Genomic DNA, 14,759 nt, shown 5'->3' with positions numbered 1-14,759 from the left:
GATTCTCCTCAGATTTCTTTACGTCTTAGGGGGTGGCCGGAACTACTGCGCGACCTGGGTGATCTCGAACGGCACCGGCTGCTGGGCAGCGTGGGGGTGCTGGTCGCCCGAGTAGACCTTCAGCTTCGAGAGCATCTGACGGCCCAGGGTGTTCTTGGGGATCATGCCCTTGATGGCCTTCTCGACGGCCTTCTCCGGGTTGTTCGCCAGGAGGTCGTCGTAGCGCACCGAACGGAGACCGCCCGGGTAGCCGGAGTGGCGGTAGGCCATCTTCTGGGTCTTCTTGTTGCCGGACAGGTGAACCTTGTCGGCGTTGATGATGATGACGAAGTCACCCATGTCCATGTGGGGCGCATAGACGGGCTTGTGCTTGCCCCGGAGGAGGTTCGCGGCGGTGGTCGCCAGACGACCCAGGACGACGTCCCGGGCATCAATGACGTGCCACTGGCGAGTGATGTCGCCGGGCTTGGGGCTGTACGTACGCACTTCGTAGCCTTCGCTTCTTAGTGGATGGGGTCCAGACACATTGCACCCTGAAGCGATCATGCAGCTGGGGCTCACAATGCCGGGGACGCTGCCCGTATGCGAGCCACTGGTAACTGCTCCAGAGAACCTACGTAAGGGCCCCTCGCGTGAGAACGACCAAGCCAATACGCATAACAAAACGGAAGAATACCCGGGCGCCCCCGGGCGGGTCAAAACCGCCTGGGACCGACCGGGCCGGAATCGGCCGCACCACGCCCTGACCTGCCAAAACGCAGTGACCGCGAACGGGCCGGGGCGCCCTACCTGGCCCGCTCCACCCGGCGCTCGTCCCACACCGGCTCCGGCGTCTCGCGTACGACGCCGTCCGAGCCGAACACCAGATAGCGGTCGAACGTCTTCGAGAACCAGCGGTCGTGGGTGACCGCGAGCACCGTGCCGTCGTACGACTCCAGACCGTCCTGCAGCGCCTCCGCCGACTCCAGGTCCAGGTTGTCCGTCGGCTCGTCGAGGAGCAGCGCCGTCGTGCCGGCCAGCTCCAGGAGCAGGATCTGGAAGCGGGCCTGCTGGCCGCCGGAGAGCTTCTCGAAGGGCTGGTCCCCCTGCCGCTCCAGCTCGTACCGCCGCAGCACCGACATCGCGGCGCCCCGGTCCTTGGCGTGCTCGGTCCACAGGATGTCGACCAGCGTGCGCCCGAGCAGCTCGGGGTGCGCGTGGGTCTGCGCGAAGTGGCCGGGCACGACCCGCGCCCCCAGCTTCCAGTTCCCGGTGTGCGTGACCGACGGATCTCCCGCGAGCAGCCGCAGGAAGTGCGACTTCCCGGAGCCGTTGGAGCCGAGGACCGCGACCCGCTCGCCGTAGAAGACCTCCAGCGAGAACGGCTTCATCAGCCCGGTCAGCTCAAGGTTCTCGCAGGTCAGGGCGCGTACACCGGTACGGCCGCCGCGCAGCCGCATGGTGATCTCCTGCTCGCGCGGCGGCTCCGGCGGCGGGCCCGCCTCCTCGAACTTCTTGAAGCGGGTCTGCATCGCGTGGTAGCGCGACGCCATGTCCGGACTGATCGCTGCCTGGTTGCGCAGCCGCAGCACCAGCGCCTTCAGCCGCGCGTGCTCCTCGTCCCAGCGCCGCTTGAGCTCCTCGAAGCGCGCGAACCGCTCCCGGCGGGCCTCGTGGTACGTGCCGAATCCGGCGCCGTGCACCCACACGTCCGTACCGGCCGGGCTCGGCTCCAGGCTCACGATGCGCTCGGCGGCCCGGGACAGCAGCTCCCGGTCGTGCGAGACGAACAGCACGGTCTTGCGGGTCTCCCGCAGCCGCTCCTCCAGCCACCGCTTGCCCGGCACGTCCAGATAGTTGTCCGGTTCGTCAAGCAGCAGCACCTCGTCCGGCCCGCGCAGCAGCGCCTCCAGCACCAGCCGCTTCTGCTCGCCGCCGCTGAGCGTGCGCACCTCGCGGAACTGGGCCTTGTCGTAGGGCATGCCGAGCGCGGCCATGGTGCACATGTCCCAGACCGTCTCGGCCTCGTACCCGCGCGCCTCCGCCCAGTCGCTCAGCGCCTGCGCGTACTTCATCTGCGCGGCCTCGTCGTCCACCGTCATGATCAGGTGCTCGGCCGCGTCCACCTCGGCCGCCGCCTCCCGGATCCGCGGCTGGGCGACGGAGACCAGCAGGTCACGCACCGTGCGCTCATCGCGTACGGAGCCGACGAACTGCGGCATCACCCCGAGTCCACCGCTCACGGACACCGAGCCGCCGTGCGGCTGGAGCTCCCCGGAGATCATCCGCAGCAGCGTCGTCTTGCCGGCCCCGTTGGCGCCGACCAGGGCCACCACCGAGCCCTCCGCCACCCGGAACGACGCGTCGCCGAGCAGCACCCGCCCGTCCGGCAGGTAGTACTCCAGGTGTGCAGCCTCTAGATGTCCCATGGGCGGATTGTCACCCAGCCCCTGCCCCCCTGAACAATCGAATTAGGATGCGCGGCATGAGCTTTGGGCAAGGGGGACCCGCGTGGGGCCCGGGGGACCAGCAGACACCCGACTGGGCGGCGCTCGCCGACCAGTCGGCCGCGCGCAGCCGGCGCCGGAAGTGGCTGTTCATGGGCGGCGGCACGGTGGCGACGGCGGTGGTCGTCGCGGTGGTGGCCGCCGTCATCGTCAACGCGGGTTCGAAGGACGACGGCAAGTCCGCCGACCAGCTGCCCTCTCCCCCGGCGCTGCCCAGCAACAGCGCCCAGCCGGGGCCCTCGTTCTCCAAGGTGGCCCCGCCGCCCCCGCCCAACCCGTACGACTACGTCGCGGACGCGAAGAAGGACAAGGCGCCGCTCAGCGCCGACACCCTCTTCCCGGGCAGCAGCCTGACGCTGGGCAGCGGCGTGTACGCCAAGGGCCCCACCGACAGGGCCACCGACTGCTCCTCGGTCACCCAGGGCGCGCTCGGCCCGGTCCTCAACAACAACGGCTGCCGCCAGGTCATCCGGGCCACGTACACGAAGGACGGGGTCGCCGTCACGGTCGGCGTCGCGGTCTTCGACACCGACGTCCAGGCGAAGAAGGCGAAGGACCAGGCGTCGGGCGGCGTCGCCTCGCTGTCCGGCTCGGGCGTGGACACCTTCTGCCGGGGCGGCTCGGTCTGCCGCCAGACCACCAACGCCTATGGCCGCTATGCCTACTTCACGACCGGGGGCTTCGCCAACGGAAAGAACGTGACGCAGGGCGACGCCGCCGTCTTCACCGCGGGCGACGACCTCGCGAAGTTCGCCTTCGACCAGATCGTCGCCCGCGGCCGCAACCAGGCCTCAGCAGCAGCCGCCGTCCCCGCCGCCTGACACACCGTCAACAACCGGCAGGGTCCGCATGTTCCGCGCCTGCCTGCTGCGCTCGGCGAGGAACTCGTCGGCGGGGTAGCCGACTTCCTCCAGGGTGAGCCCGTGCGGCTTCACCACATGCACCGAGGAGTCGCGCACCGCCGCCGCGAGGACCTTGCCGGGCCACTCGGGACCCCGGTGCCCGTCACCGACGTACAGCAGCGCCCCGACCAGCGAGCGCACCATGTTGTGGCAGAACGCGTCCGCGCGCACGGTCGCGGTGACGATCCCGTCGTCCCCGCGCACCCAGGAAAGCTCCTGGAGCGTCCGGATGGTGGTGGCGCCTTCCCTCTTCTTGCAGTACGCCGCGAAGTCGTGCTCGCCGAGCAGGTCGGCGGAGGCCGCGTTCATCGCCTCGACGTCCAACTCCCAGTCGTGCCACAGGACATGACCGCGCAACAGCGGGTCGACACCGCCCGGGTTGTCGGTCACCCGGTACGCGTACCGCCGCCAGACGGCCGAGAAGCGCGCGTTGAAACCGTTCGGGGCCTTGGCGACGCGCCAGATCCGCACATCGTGCGGCAGCCGCCCGGCAAGGCGCCGCAGCAGCTTCTCGCGGTGCTCGGCCCACACGTCCTCGGGGAGGTCGACGTGCGCGACCTGCCCGCGCGCGTGCACCCCGGAGTCCGTACGCCCGGCCACGGTCAGGTCGTACGTCTCCTCCGAGCGCGTCACCGTGCGCAGCGCGCCCTCGATCTCGCCCTGGACGGTCCGCCGCCCGCCGGGCTGCTTGGCCCAGCCGGAGAAGTCCTTGCCGTCATACGACAGGTCAAGCCGCACCCGGACGAGGCCGGGCTCCACCTCATCACTCACGTAACAGATCCTCTCAAAGCACCCACACAGCAGAACGGGCCCGCCCCCCGAAGGGAACGGGCCCGTTCACCAGCCTGCAGAACGCTTACGCGTCCTTCGCCTCGTCGGCCGGCTTGGCGTCCTCGACGACCTCGGCCTCAGCAGCCTTGGCGTCGGACTCCTTGACGGCGCGCACGGTGGCGGCCTCGGCCTCGGCAACGGTCGCCTTCTTGGCGATCTCGCCCTCGACCAGCTCGATCACGGCCATCGGAGCGTTGTCACCACGGCGGTTGCCGATCTTGGTGATACGGGTGTAACCACCCGGACGCTCAGAGAAGCGCGGCGCGATCTCGGTGAAGAGGGTGTGGACGATGCCCTTGTCGGTGATCGTCTGCAGCACCAGGCGACGGTTGTGGATGTCGCCCTTCTTCGCCTTGGTGATCAGGCGCTCGGCGACCGGACGCAGGCGGCGGGCCTTGGCCTCGGTCGTCGTGATCCGGCCGTGCTCGAAGAGCGACTTCGCCAGGTTGGCGAGGAGCAGCTTCTCGTGCGCGGCGCTGCCGCCCAGACGGGCACCCTTTGCGGGACGCGGCATGGTGTTTCTCCTTGTGTGCTGCACCGGCCGTATCAGGTACCGGTGTCAGTTCCCTCAAGCGGTCGCAAGAGGGGGGTACGGGGGGCGTGAGCCCCCCGCAATTCTCTTAGTACTGCTCGGTCTCGACGAACCCGGCGTCCGCGTCGTCGTCGGCGCCGAAGGCGTCGGCCGCGGCGGTCGGGTCGAATCCGGGCGGGCTGTCCTTGAGGGCCAGGCCCATGCCGGCCAGCTTCGCCTTGACCTCGTCGATCGACTTCGCACCGAAGTTGCGGATGTCGAGCAGGTCGGCCTCGGAGCGCGCCACGAGCTCACCCACGGAGTGGATGCCCTCACGCTTGAGGCAGTTGTACGAACGAACGGTGAGCTCAAGCTCCTCGATCGGCAGCGCCAGGTCGGCGGCGAGGGCGGCGTCCGTGGGGGACGGGCCCATGTCGATGCCCTCGGCGTCGATGTTCAGCTCACGGGCCAGACCGAACAGCTCGACCAGGGTCTTGCCGGCCGACGCCATGGCGTCACGGGGACGCATGGCCTGCTTGGTCTCGACGTCGACGATCAGCTTGTCGAAGTCGGTGCGCTGCTCGACACGGGTCGCCTCGACCTTGTACGTGACCTTGAGCACCGGGGAGTAGATGGAGTCGACCGGGATACGGCCGATCTCCTGGCCCAGCTGCTTGTTCTGCACGGCGGAGACGTAGCCGCGACCGCGCTCGACGGTCAGCTCCATCTCCAGCTTGCCCTTGCCGTTGAGCGTGGCGAGCACCAGGTCGGGGTTGTGCACCTCGACGCCGGCCGGCGGGGCGATGTCGGCAGCGGTGACCAGGCCGGGACCCTGCTTGCGCAGGTACATCACGACCGGCTCGTCGTGCTCCGAGGAGACGACCAGCTGCTTGATGTTCAGGATGAGGTCGGTGACGTCCTCCTTGACGCCCGGCACGGTGGTGAACTCGTGCAGGACACCGTCGATCCGGATGCTGGTGACAGCGGCACCGGGGATCGAGGAGAGGAGCGTGCGACGCAGGGAGTTGCCGAGCGTGTAGCCGAAGCCCGGCTCCAGGGGCTCGATGACGAACCGCGAGCGGTACTCGTCAACAACCTCTTCGGTCAGCGAAGGGCGCTGAGCGATAAGCATGTGGAGATCCTTCAGTCATGGGCACCCACTATTTGATGCCCTGCTGGGTACTGCGTACTGCAAGGGTACGGGCGGCACGCCTCCGGAGAGCCGTACCGCCCGAAAACCTGTACAAGCAGCCGTGCGTCAGACGCGGCGGCGCTTGGGCGGGCGGCAGCCGTTGTGCGGCGTGGGGGTGACGTCCTGGATGGAGCCGACCTCAAGACCGGTCGCCTGAAGCGAACGGATGGCGGTCTCGCGACCCGAACCCGGGCCCTTGACGAAGACGTCAACCTTGCGCATGCCGTGCTCCTGCGCGCGGCGGGCGGCCGACTCGGCGGCCATCTGCGCGGCGAACGGAGTCGACTTGCGGGAGCCCTTGAAGCCGACGTGGCCGGCGGACGCCCAGGAGATCACGTTGCCCGAGGGGTCCGTGATCGAGACGATGGTGTTGTTGAACGTGCTCTTGATGTGCGCGTGGCCGTGAGCGACGTTCTTCTTTTCCTTGCGGCGCACCTTCTTGGCAGCGCCCTGACGACCCTTGGGGGGCATGTCTTACTCCAGCTGGAGAGGGGAGGTGATCGGTCCTACAGCGAAGACCGCTGAAAAGCGTCCGCTGTGGACTACTTCTTGCCCGGCTTCTTCTTACCGGCGATGGCGCGACGCGGGCCCTTGCGGGTACGAGCGTTCGTGCTGGTGCGCTGACCGTGGACCGGCAGACCACGACGGTGGCGCAGACCCTGGTAGCAGCCGATCTCGACCTTGCGGCGGATGTCGGCGGCGACCTCACGGCGAAGGTCACCCTCGGTGCGGAGGTTGGCGTCCACGTACTCGCGGATCTTGACCAGGTCCTCTTCGGCCAGGTCACGAACGCGGGTGTTCGGGTTCACGCCCGTCGAGGCGAGGATCTCCTTGGACCGGGTGCGCCCGATACCGAAGACGTAGGTGAGTGCGATCTCCACACGCTTTTCGCGCGGGATGTCAACACCGGAAACGCGTGCCATTTACTGGCTCCAGTTGTTTTCGGGGGTCTTCCGCAGTACCACTCCCGACCGCCGTACTAGGTACGTTTCGGGTCCCCGGCCCCCGCCGGAGGTGTCACCAGCCGGGGAAACCGGCCAGGTGGGTGCTGCGTATGTACGTTTTGCTCGCGTCGCGGGAAGAACTGCGAAGTGCAGGTCGGTCGGCGTGCGTCAGCCCTGGCGCTGCTTGTGGCGCAGGTTGTCGCAGATGACCATGACCCGGCCGTGACGGCGGATCACCTTGCACTTGTCGCAGATCTTCTTGACGCTCGGCTTGACCTTCATGGGATGTCAGGTTCTCCGGGTCAGTGCCACCGCCGCCTGGAACAAGCGGCGCGGGCAAGATCTACTTGTACCGGTAGACGATCCGGCCACGCGTCAGGTCGTAGGGAGAGAGCTCCACCACGACCCGGTCATCCGGGAGGATACGGATGTAGTGCATCCGCATCTTGCCGCTGATGTGCGCGAGGACCTTGTGACCGTTCTGGAGTTCCACCTTGAACATGGCGTTCGGGAGGGACTCGATCACGGTGCCCTCGATTTCGATGGCACCTTGCTTCTTGGCCACGCTTCGCCTTTCGAATCGGCTACCTTGATCGACCCCCGCAGCCGTGTGTGGACACACGGGTACACGAGAGCCGACGCATCAGTCTACGTCAGGCCACTCGAAAAGACGAATCCGGGGAGTTTGCCCGCCATCGTAGATCCTTAAGCGGCCTGATGCAGGTGTCTAAGCCAGCGGGTCGGGCGCGGTCGTCACGCCGAACTCCGCCAGCTTGGCCTTGCCGCCGTCCGGCATGGTCAGGACCAGCGGGCCGTCCTCGGTCAGCGCCACGGAGTGCTCCCAGTGCGAGGACCAGGTCCCGTCGGTCGTGATGACCGTCCAGTCGTCCTCCAGCACCTCGGTGCGGGGCGTGCCCAGCGAGACCATCGGCTCGATCGCCAGGCAGAAGCCGGGGATCAGCTTCGGGTTGTGCCGACCGCGCAGCCGGCGCTTGTCGACGTAGTTCAGCAGGTGCGGGTCCATGTGCATCTCGGACCCGATGCCGTGGCCCCCGTAGTCCTCGATGATCCCGTACTTGCCGGTCGCGGGGCGCGGCTGACGGCGGATGTACGACTCGATCGCGCGCGAGACGTCGAGGAGCTTGTTGCCCTTCTTCACCGCGGCGAGGCCGGCCCACATCGACTCCTCGGTCACCCGGGAGAGCTCGATCAGCTCGGGCGCGTGGCCGGTGCCGACGAAGGCGGTGTACGCGGCGTCGCCGTGCCAGCCGTCGATGATCGCGCCGGCGTCGATGGAGATGATGTCGCCGTCCTTGAGGACGGTCTTGTCGTCCGGGATGCCGTGCACGACGACCTCGTTGACCGAGGTGCAGATGGTGGCGGGGAAACCGCCGTACCCCAGGAAGTTCGACTTGGCGCCGTGCTCGGCGATCACCTTGCGGGCGACCTCGTCCAGGTCCTTCGTCGTGGACCCGGGCACCGCGGCCTCGCGGGTGGCGGCGTGGATCGCGGCAACGACCAGCCCCGCCTCGCGCATCTTCGCGATCTGCTCCGGGGTCTTGATCTCCACCATTGCGGCTGACGCCTTTCTGGGACGGGATACGGGGTGCACGTCAACGATAACCGCAACATGTACGAGCCCCTCCGGCGTTTGAGGAGCTGGGGTCCGGGGCCCCCGGCCGACGGCAGCCCGGACAAGCAAAACGGCCGCAGCACCCCCGCAAGGGGGCGCCGCGGCCGCAGAGCAGCGTAAGACTAGGCAGCGTCGCGCCGCAGCGCGTCCATCGCGCGCTGGGTGACCTCGTCCACCTTGCCGAGCGCGGAGATCGTGATGACCAGCCCCTGCGCACGGTAGTAGTCGATGATCGGCTCGGTCTCGCTGTGGTAGACCTCAAGCCGCTTGCGCACGGTGTCCTCGGTGTCGTCGCCGCGCTGGTACAGCTCGCCGCCGCACTTGTCGCAGACGCCGTCCTGCTTCGGAGCGTTGTACGCCACGTGGAAGACGTGCGAGCTGTCGTTGCGGCAGATGCGCCGGCCGGCGATCCGCTTGACGACCTCGTCCTCGGGGACTTCCAGGTCGAGCACCGCGTCCAGCTTCACGCCGTCCGCCTTGAGCACCTCGTCCAGCGCTTCGGCCTGCACCACGTTGCGCGGGAAGCCGTCGAGGAGGAAGCCGTTCTCGGCGTCCGGCGCTTCCATGCGGTCCTTGGCCATCCCGATGGTGACCTCGTCCGGTACCAGGTTGCCGGCGTCCATGTACGCCTTGGCCTGCTTGCCGAGGTCCGTGCCCTGGCTGATGTTGGCACGGAAGAGGTCGCCCGTGGAGATGTGCGGGATCGCCAGGTTCTGGGCAAGGAACGCGGCCTGCGTTCCCTTGCCTGCACCGGGCGGTCCGACGAGGACGATTCGCATCAGCGGAGGAACCCTTCGTAATTGCGCTGCTGAAGCTGGCTCTCGATCTGCTTAACGGTTTCCAGACCCACACCCACGATGATGAGGATGCTCGTCCCGCCGAGCGGGAAGCTCTGGACACCGCCGAAGATGATCAACGCCATTGTCGGTACGAGCGCGATCAGCCCCAGATACAGCGACCCCGGCCAGGTGATCCGGTTGAGTACGTAACTCAGGTACTCAGCGGTCGGTCGGCCAGCCCGGATGCCCGGGATGAAGCCACCATACTTCTTCATGTTGTCGGCGACTTCCTCGGGGTTGAACGAGATCGCCACGTAGAAGAACGCGAAGAACACGATCAGAAGGAAGTAGCTCACGATGTAGTAAGGATGGTCGCCCTTGGTCAAGTTGTCCTTGATCCAGGTCGCCCAGCCCGCCGTCGAGTTCGAGAACTGGACGATCAGCGCCGGGATGTAGAGCAGCGACGAGGCGAAGATGACCGGGATCACACCGGCCTGATTGACCTTCAGCGGGATGTAGGTCGAGGTTCCGCCGTACGACCGGCGGCCGATCATGCGCTTCGCGTACTGCACCGGGATGCGCCGCTGGGCCTGTTCGACGAAGACCACGAGCCCGACCATGACGAGACCGACGATGATCACGGTGCCGAACTCGATCCAACCGCCTGCCAGGTGACCCTGCTTCTTGATGGTCCACAGGGAGGCCGGGAAGCTGGAGGCGATCGAGATGAACATCAGGATGGACATGCCGTTGCCGATGCCCTTGTCGGTGATGAGCTCACCGAGCCACATGACGGCGGCGGTACCGGCGGTCATCGTGATGACCATCGTGATCGTGGTGAAGATCGAGCGGTTCGGGATGATCTCGCTGGCGACCTGGCAGCCGTTGAAGAGCGCGCCGCTGCGGGCGGTGGCCACAAGACCGGTGCCCTGCAGGATCGCCAGCGCGACGGTCAGATAACGCGTGTACTGCGTGATCTTCGCCGTACCCGCCTGACCCTCCTTCTTGAGGGCTTCAAGGCGTGGGATCACCACGGTCAGCAGCTGCAGAATGATGCTCGCCGTGATGTACGGCATGATGCCGAGCGCGAAGATCGTGATCTGCAGCAGCGCGCCGCCGCTGAACATGTTCACCAGGCTGAACAGACCGCTGTTCTGCTGAGCCTGGTCCACACAGGTCTGCACGTTCTTGTAGCTCACACCGGGCATCGGCACATGCGTACCGAGCCGGTAGATCACGATGATGCCGAGTGTGAAGAGCAGCTTCTTGCGCAGGTCAGGCGTCTTGAACGCCTGGGCGAACGCGGTGAGCACGGTGCCTCCTGCGACCCCCGCGCAGTGCGTCAGAGGTGACGGTCTTGAGGTTCGACGAATAAGGATTGAAGGTCTTGATCTGCCAAAAATCCGTGCCGGAGCCGTCCAGGCACACAGCACGGAACTTAGACAGTGCACGCCACCTTACCGGCGACCGTGCCCCCCTTGGAACGACCAACCGGGGATGCCCCATATGAGAGGCACCCCCGGTCGGATGTTCAAGCCATCAAGCTGTCTCAGACAAGCTCGGTGACGGTGCCGCCGGCGGCGGCAATCTTCTCCTTGGCGGAGCCGGAGACGGCGTCAACCGAAACCTGCAGCGCCACGGAGATCTCGCCCTGGCCCAGGACCTTGACGAGGCTGTTCTTGCGCACCGCGCCCTTGGCGACCAGGTCGGCCACCGTGACCTCTCCACCCTCGGGGTAGAGAGCGCCGAGCTTGTCCAGGTTCACGACCTGGTACTCGGTGCGGAACGGGTTCTTGAAGCCCTTGAGCTTCGGGAGACGCATGTGGAGGGGCATCTGCCCACCCTCGAAGCGCTCCGGCACCTGGTAACGAGCCTTGGTGCCCTTGGTACCACGACCTGCGGTCTTACCCTTGGACGCCTCACCACGACCCACACGGGTCTTGGCGGTCTTGGCGCCCGGGGCGGGCCGGAGGTTGTGGACCTTCAGCGGGTTCTGCTCCGCCATGTCAGTCGACCTCCTCAACCGTCACGAGGTGGCGGACGGTGTGCACCATGCCGCGGAACTCGGGACGGTCCTCCTTGACAACCGTGTCGTTCAGGCGCTTGAGGCCGAGCGAACGCAGGGTGTCGCGGTGGTTCTGCTTGCTGCCGATGTACGACTTCGTCTGCGTGATCTTGAGACGGGACATTACGCACCCGCCCCAGCACGTGCACGAAGCAGAGCCGCGGGGGCGACGGCCTCGAGGGGCAGACCACGGCGAGCCGCGATCTCCTCGGGACGCTGCAGGCCCTTGAGGGCCGCCACGGTCGCGTGCACGATGTTGATCGCGTTGTCGGAGCCGAGCGACTTCGACAGGATGTCGTGAACGCCGGCGCACTCAAGCACCGCACGCACCGGGCCACCGGCGATAACACCGGTACCGGGGGAAGCAGGCTTCAGCAGGACAACGCCGGCCGCCTTCTCGCCCTGGATCGGGTGCGGGATGGTGCCCTGGATGCGCGGGACCTTGAAGAAGTTCTTCTTGGCCTCTTCGACACCCTTGGCGATGGCCGCGGGAACTTCCTTGGCCTTGCCGTAACCGACACCTACGGTGCCGTCACCGTCGCCCACCACGACCAGCGCGGTGAAGCTGAAGCGGCGACCACCCTTGACAACCTTGGCAACGCGGTTGATCGCGACAACGCGCTCAACGTAGGCGGTCTTCTCGGCGGCAGCGCCACCGTCGCGACCCTTCCGGTCCCGCCGCTCGCCGCCACCGGCACCGCTTCCGCGGCGCTGGGGTCCAGCCATTGGATTTACCTCTCTCTGTTACGTCCGTTAGTCCCGGAACCGGGGCTTAGAACTTCAGCCCGGCTTCGCGGGCGGCGTCAGCCAGAGCGGCAATGCGCCCGGCGTACCTGTTGCCACCACGGTCGAACACGACGGCCTCGACGCCGGCGGCCTTGGCGCGCTCAGCGACCAGGGCACCGACCTGCTTGGCCTGCGCGGACTTGTCGCCCTCGCCGCCGCGGATCGAAGCGTCCAGGGTCGACGCCGACACCAGGGTGTGACCCTGGAGGTCGTCGATGACCTGAGCAACGATGTTGCGGTTGGAACGCGTCACGACGAGGCGCGGACGCTCCGCCGTACCCGACACGTTCTTGCGGATGCGGATGTGGCGGCGGGCCTTGGCCGCACGCTTGTAAGCGTCGCCCTTGGCGATCTTCACACCGTATGCCATGGCTTACTTACCAGCCTTTCCGACCTTGCGGCGGATGACTTCGCCCGCGTACTTGACACCCTTGGCCTTGTACGGGTCGGGCTTCCGCAGCTTGCGGATGTTGGCGGCGACCTCGCCGACCTTCTGCTTGTCGATGCCCTCGACGCTGAGCTTCGTGGGCGACTCGACCTTGAAGGTGATGCCTTCGGGGGCCTCGACGGTGATCGGGTGGCTGTAGCCCAGCGCGAACTCCAGGTTGGAGCCCTTCGCCTGGACGCGGTAACCGACACCGCTGATCTCGAGCGCCTTGCTGTATCCCTGGGTCACACCGGTGATCATGTTGGCCACCAGCGTGCGGGACAGGCCGTGCAGGGCCTTGTTCTGACGCTCGTCGTTGGGGCGGGTGACGTTCAGAACGCCGTCCTCACCCTTCACGATCTCGATGGGAGCCGCAACAGCGTGCGTGAGGGAACCCTTGGGGCCCTTCACGTGGACCGTACGGCCATCGATGGTGACGTCCACACCGGCGGGAACCTGGATGGGGAGCTTGCCGATTCGCGACATTAGCTTTTCCTCCGTTCCCGACTACCAGACGTAGGCGAGGACTTCCCCACCTACGCCCTTCTTGCCTGCCTGCTGACCGGTGAGCAGACCGTGCGACGTGGAGATGATCGCCACGCCCAGGCCGCCGAGCACCTTCGGCAGGTTGGTGGACTTCGCGTACACGCGCAGACCGGGCTTCGAGATCCGCTTGATGCCCGCGATGGAGCGCTCACGGTTCGGCCCGAACTTCAGCTCGAGGACGAGGTTCTTGCCGACCTCGGCGTCCTCGACCTTCCAGCCGGTGATGAAGCCCTCCTGCTGGAGGATCTCCGCGATGTGCGACTTGATCTTGCTGTGCGGCATCACGACGGTGTCGTGGTACGCCGAGTTAGCGTTGCGCAGACGAGTGAGCATGTCTGCGATCGGGTCAGTCATGGTCATGAATCGGCCTTCGGCCTCTCTCGCCGCGGTTTCCTGTATGCGCCATCCCTCTCCCCACTCAGTGGCGGGACGGGTGCGGTGCGGGGACCTACGGCGTAGTAAGTCGTTATGGGCGGCGGACGCCCAACCCCACAAGCCTACGGCATATGGAGGAGGGCATCCGCCGACCAGATACTTACCGAGAGCGTCCGGAAATTCCCAAGTCCCTAAGGACAGCGGGGAATTACCAGGAGCTCTTGGTCACGCCCGGCAGCTCGCCACGGTGAGCCATCTCACGGAGGCACACGCGGCACAGGCCGAACTTGCGGTACACGGAGTGGGGGCGACCGCAACGCTGGCAGCGGGTGTACGCACGTACACCGAACTTCGGCTTGCGGGCGGCCTTCTCGATCAGAGCCTTCTTCGCCATCTCGCTTACGCCTCCTTGAAGGGGAAGCCGAGGTGACGAAGGAGCGCGCGGCCCTCGTCGTCGTTGGTCGCCGTGGTGACCACGGTGATGTCCATACCCCGGGTACGGTCGATCTTGTCCTGGTCGATCTCGTGGAACATGACCTGCTCGGTGAGACCGAAGGTGTAGTTGCCACGGCCGTCGAACTGCTTCGGCGACAGACCACGGAAGTCACGGATACGCGGCAGCGCGAGCGACAGCGTACGGTCCAGGAACTCCCACATGCGGTCACCACGGAGGGTGACGTGGCAGCCGATCGGCTGCCCCTCGCGCAGCTTGAACTGCGCGATCGACTTGCGGGCCTTGGTGACGGCCGGCTTCTGGCCGGTGATCGTGGTGAGGTCGCGAACCGCGCCGTCCATCAGCTTGGAGTCGCGGGCGGCGTCGCCCACACCCATGTTGACCACGATCTTGACGAGGCCGGGAACCTGCATGACGTTCTCGTACGAGAACTCCTCACGCAGCTTGCCCGCGATTTCCTCGCGGTACTTCGTCTTGAGACGCGGAGTGGTGGTGGTAGCCATCAGATGTCCTCACCCGTCCGCTTGGCAACGCGGATCTTGTTGCCCTCGTCGTCGAAGCGGAAACCGACGCGGGTAACGACCTTGTTGCCGTCCTTCTCCACGACGAGCTGAACGTTGCTCACGTGGATCGGGGCCTCGGTCGTCACAATGCCACCGGTCTGCGAACCGCGAGCGGTCTGGCCGGCCTTGGTGTGCTTCTTGACCCGGTTGACACCCTCGACCAGGACGCGGTCCTCGCGGGGGAAGGCCGCGATGACCTTGCCCTGCTTGCCCTTGTCCTTACCGGTGATGACCTGAACCAGGTCGCCCTTCTTGATCTTCATGC

The 14,759-nt window shown here is 66.6% G+C and carries 22 protein-coding genes; 1 reads left to right on the top strand and 21 read right to left on the bottom strand.

Annotated features, from left to right (window positions below):
- Positions 1–42: 42 nt before the first annotated feature.
- Together rplM and ACIQ8J_RS08655 are read right to left on the bottom strand one after the other, a co-directional pair.
- Entirely contained in the window at positions 43–486 is a 444-nt protein-coding gene (gene rplM, locus ACIQ8J_RS08660; RefSeq protein WP_053727625.1) for a 50S ribosomal protein L13, read from the bottom strand.
- A gap of 299 nt (positions 487–785) precedes the next feature.
- Positions 786–2,408, bottom strand: a complete 1,623-nt coding sequence (locus ACIQ8J_RS08655) for an ABC-F family ATP-binding cassette domain-containing protein (RefSeq protein WP_403268369.1) — start codon at positions 2,406–2,408, stop codon at positions 786–788.
- Positions 2,409–2,464: 56 nt separating this feature from the next.
- Here ACIQ8J_RS08655 and ACIQ8J_RS08650 point away from each other — a divergent pair, with 56 nt between their 5' ends.
- Positions 2,465–3,307: a hypothetical protein gene (locus tag ACIQ8J_RS08650; RefSeq protein ID WP_403268367.1), complete on the top strand. Its 843-nt coding sequence runs from the start codon at positions 2,465–2,467 to the stop codon at positions 3,305–3,307.
- Here the strand turns inward: ACIQ8J_RS08650 and truA are convergent.
- From truA to rplX, 19 genes are all read right to left on the bottom strand, one after another.
- Positions 3,278–4,159: a tRNA pseudouridine(38-40) synthase TruA gene (gene truA / locus ACIQ8J_RS08645; protein ID WP_403268364.1), complete on the bottom strand. Its 882-nt coding sequence runs from the start codon at positions 4,157–4,159 to the stop codon at positions 3,278–3,280. The two genes, ACIQ8J_RS08650 and truA, sit on opposite strands and share 30 nt — an antisense overlap.
- An 85-nt stretch (positions 4,160–4,244) precedes the next feature.
- Positions 4,245–4,733 (bottom strand): 50S ribosomal protein L17, encoded by a 489-nt coding sequence (rplQ, locus tag ACIQ8J_RS08640; RefSeq protein ID WP_403268362.1) that lies wholly within the window; start codon positions 4,731–4,733, stop codon positions 4,245–4,247.
- A 106-nt stretch (positions 4,734–4,839) separates the two neighbouring features.
- On the bottom strand, positions 4,840–5,862 hold the full coding sequence (locus ACIQ8J_RS08635) for a DNA-directed RNA polymerase subunit alpha (protein WP_010473911.1): 1,023 nt from the start codon (positions 5,860–5,862) through the stop codon (positions 4,840–4,842).
- A 126-nt stretch (positions 5,863–5,988) separates the two neighbouring features.
- On the bottom strand, positions 5,989–6,393 hold the full coding sequence (gene rpsK / locus ACIQ8J_RS08630) for a 30S ribosomal protein S11 (RefSeq protein ID WP_003956432.1): 405 nt from the start codon (positions 6,391–6,393) through the stop codon (positions 5,989–5,991).
- A gap of 71 nt (positions 6,394–6,464) precedes the next feature.
- Positions 6,465–6,845 (bottom strand): 30S ribosomal protein S13, encoded by a 381-nt coding sequence (gene rpsM, locus ACIQ8J_RS08625; protein ID WP_053727621.1) that lies wholly within the window; start codon positions 6,843–6,845, stop codon positions 6,465–6,467.
- A 189-nt stretch (positions 6,846–7,034) separates the two neighbouring features.
- Positions 7,035–7,148: a 50S ribosomal protein L36 gene (gene rpmJ, locus ACIQ8J_RS08620; protein WP_003956441.1), complete on the bottom strand. Its 114-nt coding sequence runs from the start codon at positions 7,146–7,148 to the stop codon at positions 7,035–7,037.
- A 61-nt stretch (positions 7,149–7,209) separates the two neighbouring features.
- Positions 7,210–7,431 (bottom strand): translation initiation factor IF-1, encoded by a 222-nt coding sequence (gene infA / locus ACIQ8J_RS08615; RefSeq protein ID WP_003956442.1) that lies wholly within the window; start codon positions 7,429–7,431, stop codon positions 7,210–7,212.
- Positions 7,432–7,593: 162 nt separating this feature from the next.
- Positions 7,594–8,439: a type I methionyl aminopeptidase gene (gene map / locus ACIQ8J_RS08610; RefSeq protein ID WP_403268358.1), complete on the bottom strand. Its 846-nt coding sequence runs from the start codon at positions 8,437–8,439 to the stop codon at positions 7,594–7,596.
- 182 nt (positions 8,440–8,621) lie between these two features.
- On the bottom strand, positions 8,622–9,278 hold the full coding sequence (locus ACIQ8J_RS08605) for an adenylate kinase (RefSeq protein ID WP_399057776.1): 657 nt from the start codon (positions 9,276–9,278) through the stop codon (positions 8,622–8,624).
- Complete coding sequence (secY, locus tag ACIQ8J_RS08600; RefSeq protein ID WP_403268845.1) at positions 9,278–10,591, bottom strand: preprotein translocase subunit SecY; 1,314 nt, start codon at positions 10,589–10,591, stop codon at positions 9,278–9,280. Before secY ends, ACIQ8J_RS08605 begins: the two co-directional genes overlap by 1 nt.
- A gap of 236 nt (positions 10,592–10,827) precedes the next feature.
- Positions 10,828–11,283, bottom strand: coding sequence for a 50S ribosomal protein L15 (gene rplO, locus ACIQ8J_RS08595; RefSeq protein ID WP_403268355.1), 456 nt, complete (start codon positions 11,281–11,283; stop codon positions 10,828–10,830).
- Between the two features lies 1 nt (position 11,284).
- A complete protein-coding gene (gene rpmD, locus ACIQ8J_RS08590) occupies positions 11,285–11,467 on the bottom strand; it encodes a 50S ribosomal protein L30 (protein WP_393134569.1) in 183 nt (60 codons plus the stop codon).
- The gene (rpsE, locus tag ACIQ8J_RS08585) at positions 11,467–12,069 is read right to left on the bottom strand and encodes a 30S ribosomal protein S5 (RefSeq protein ID WP_053727616.1); all 603 of its coding nucleotides are present in this window, start codon (positions 12,067–12,069) and stop codon (positions 11,467–11,469) included. Before rpsE ends, rpmD begins: the two co-directional genes overlap by 1 nt.
- Before the next feature lie 46 nt (positions 12,070–12,115).
- Positions 12,116–12,499, bottom strand: coding sequence for a 50S ribosomal protein L18 (rplR, locus tag ACIQ8J_RS08580; protein WP_403268352.1), 384 nt, complete (start codon positions 12,497–12,499; stop codon positions 12,116–12,118).
- Positions 12,500–12,502: 3 nt separating this feature from the next.
- Positions 12,503–13,042 carry a 50S ribosomal protein L6 gene (gene rplF / locus ACIQ8J_RS08575; protein WP_393134571.1) on the bottom strand — a complete coding sequence of 180 codons (540 nt, stop codon included), beginning with the start codon at positions 13,040–13,042 and terminating at the stop codon, positions 12,503–12,505.
- A 21-nt stretch (positions 13,043–13,063) separates the two neighbouring features.
- Positions 13,064–13,462: a 30S ribosomal protein S8 gene (rpsH, locus tag ACIQ8J_RS08570; protein ID WP_067163170.1), complete on the bottom strand. Its 399-nt coding sequence runs from the start codon at positions 13,460–13,462 to the stop codon at positions 13,064–13,066.
- A 223-nt stretch (positions 13,463–13,685) separates the two neighbouring features.
- Positions 13,686–13,871 (bottom strand): type Z 30S ribosomal protein S14, encoded by a 186-nt coding sequence (locus ACIQ8J_RS08565; RefSeq protein WP_399057766.1) that lies wholly within the window; start codon positions 13,869–13,871, stop codon positions 13,686–13,688.
- Positions 13,872–13,876: 5 nt separating this feature from the next.
- Positions 13,877–14,434: a 50S ribosomal protein L5 gene (gene rplE / locus ACIQ8J_RS08560; RefSeq protein ID WP_053727613.1), complete on the bottom strand. Its 558-nt coding sequence runs from the start codon at positions 14,432–14,434 to the stop codon at positions 13,877–13,879.
- Positions 14,434–14,757: a 50S ribosomal protein L24 gene (gene rplX, locus ACIQ8J_RS08555; protein ID WP_053727612.1), complete on the bottom strand. Its 324-nt coding sequence runs from the start codon at positions 14,755–14,757 to the stop codon at positions 14,434–14,436. The genes rplE and rplX overlap by 1 nt, the downstream gene beginning before the upstream one ends.
- Positions 14,758–14,759 lie beyond the last annotated feature (2 nt).

Origin of the sequence: Streptomyces sp. NPDC094147 (genome assembly GCF_044764265.1) — a bacterium.
In the GTDB taxonomy this organism is placed as follows: Bacteria; Actinomycetota; Actinomycetes; order Streptomycetales; family Streptomycetaceae; genus Streptomyces.
The sequence above is the reverse complement of the archived record's forward strand: the minus strand, read 5'-3'. Positions and strand labels throughout refer to the sequence as shown.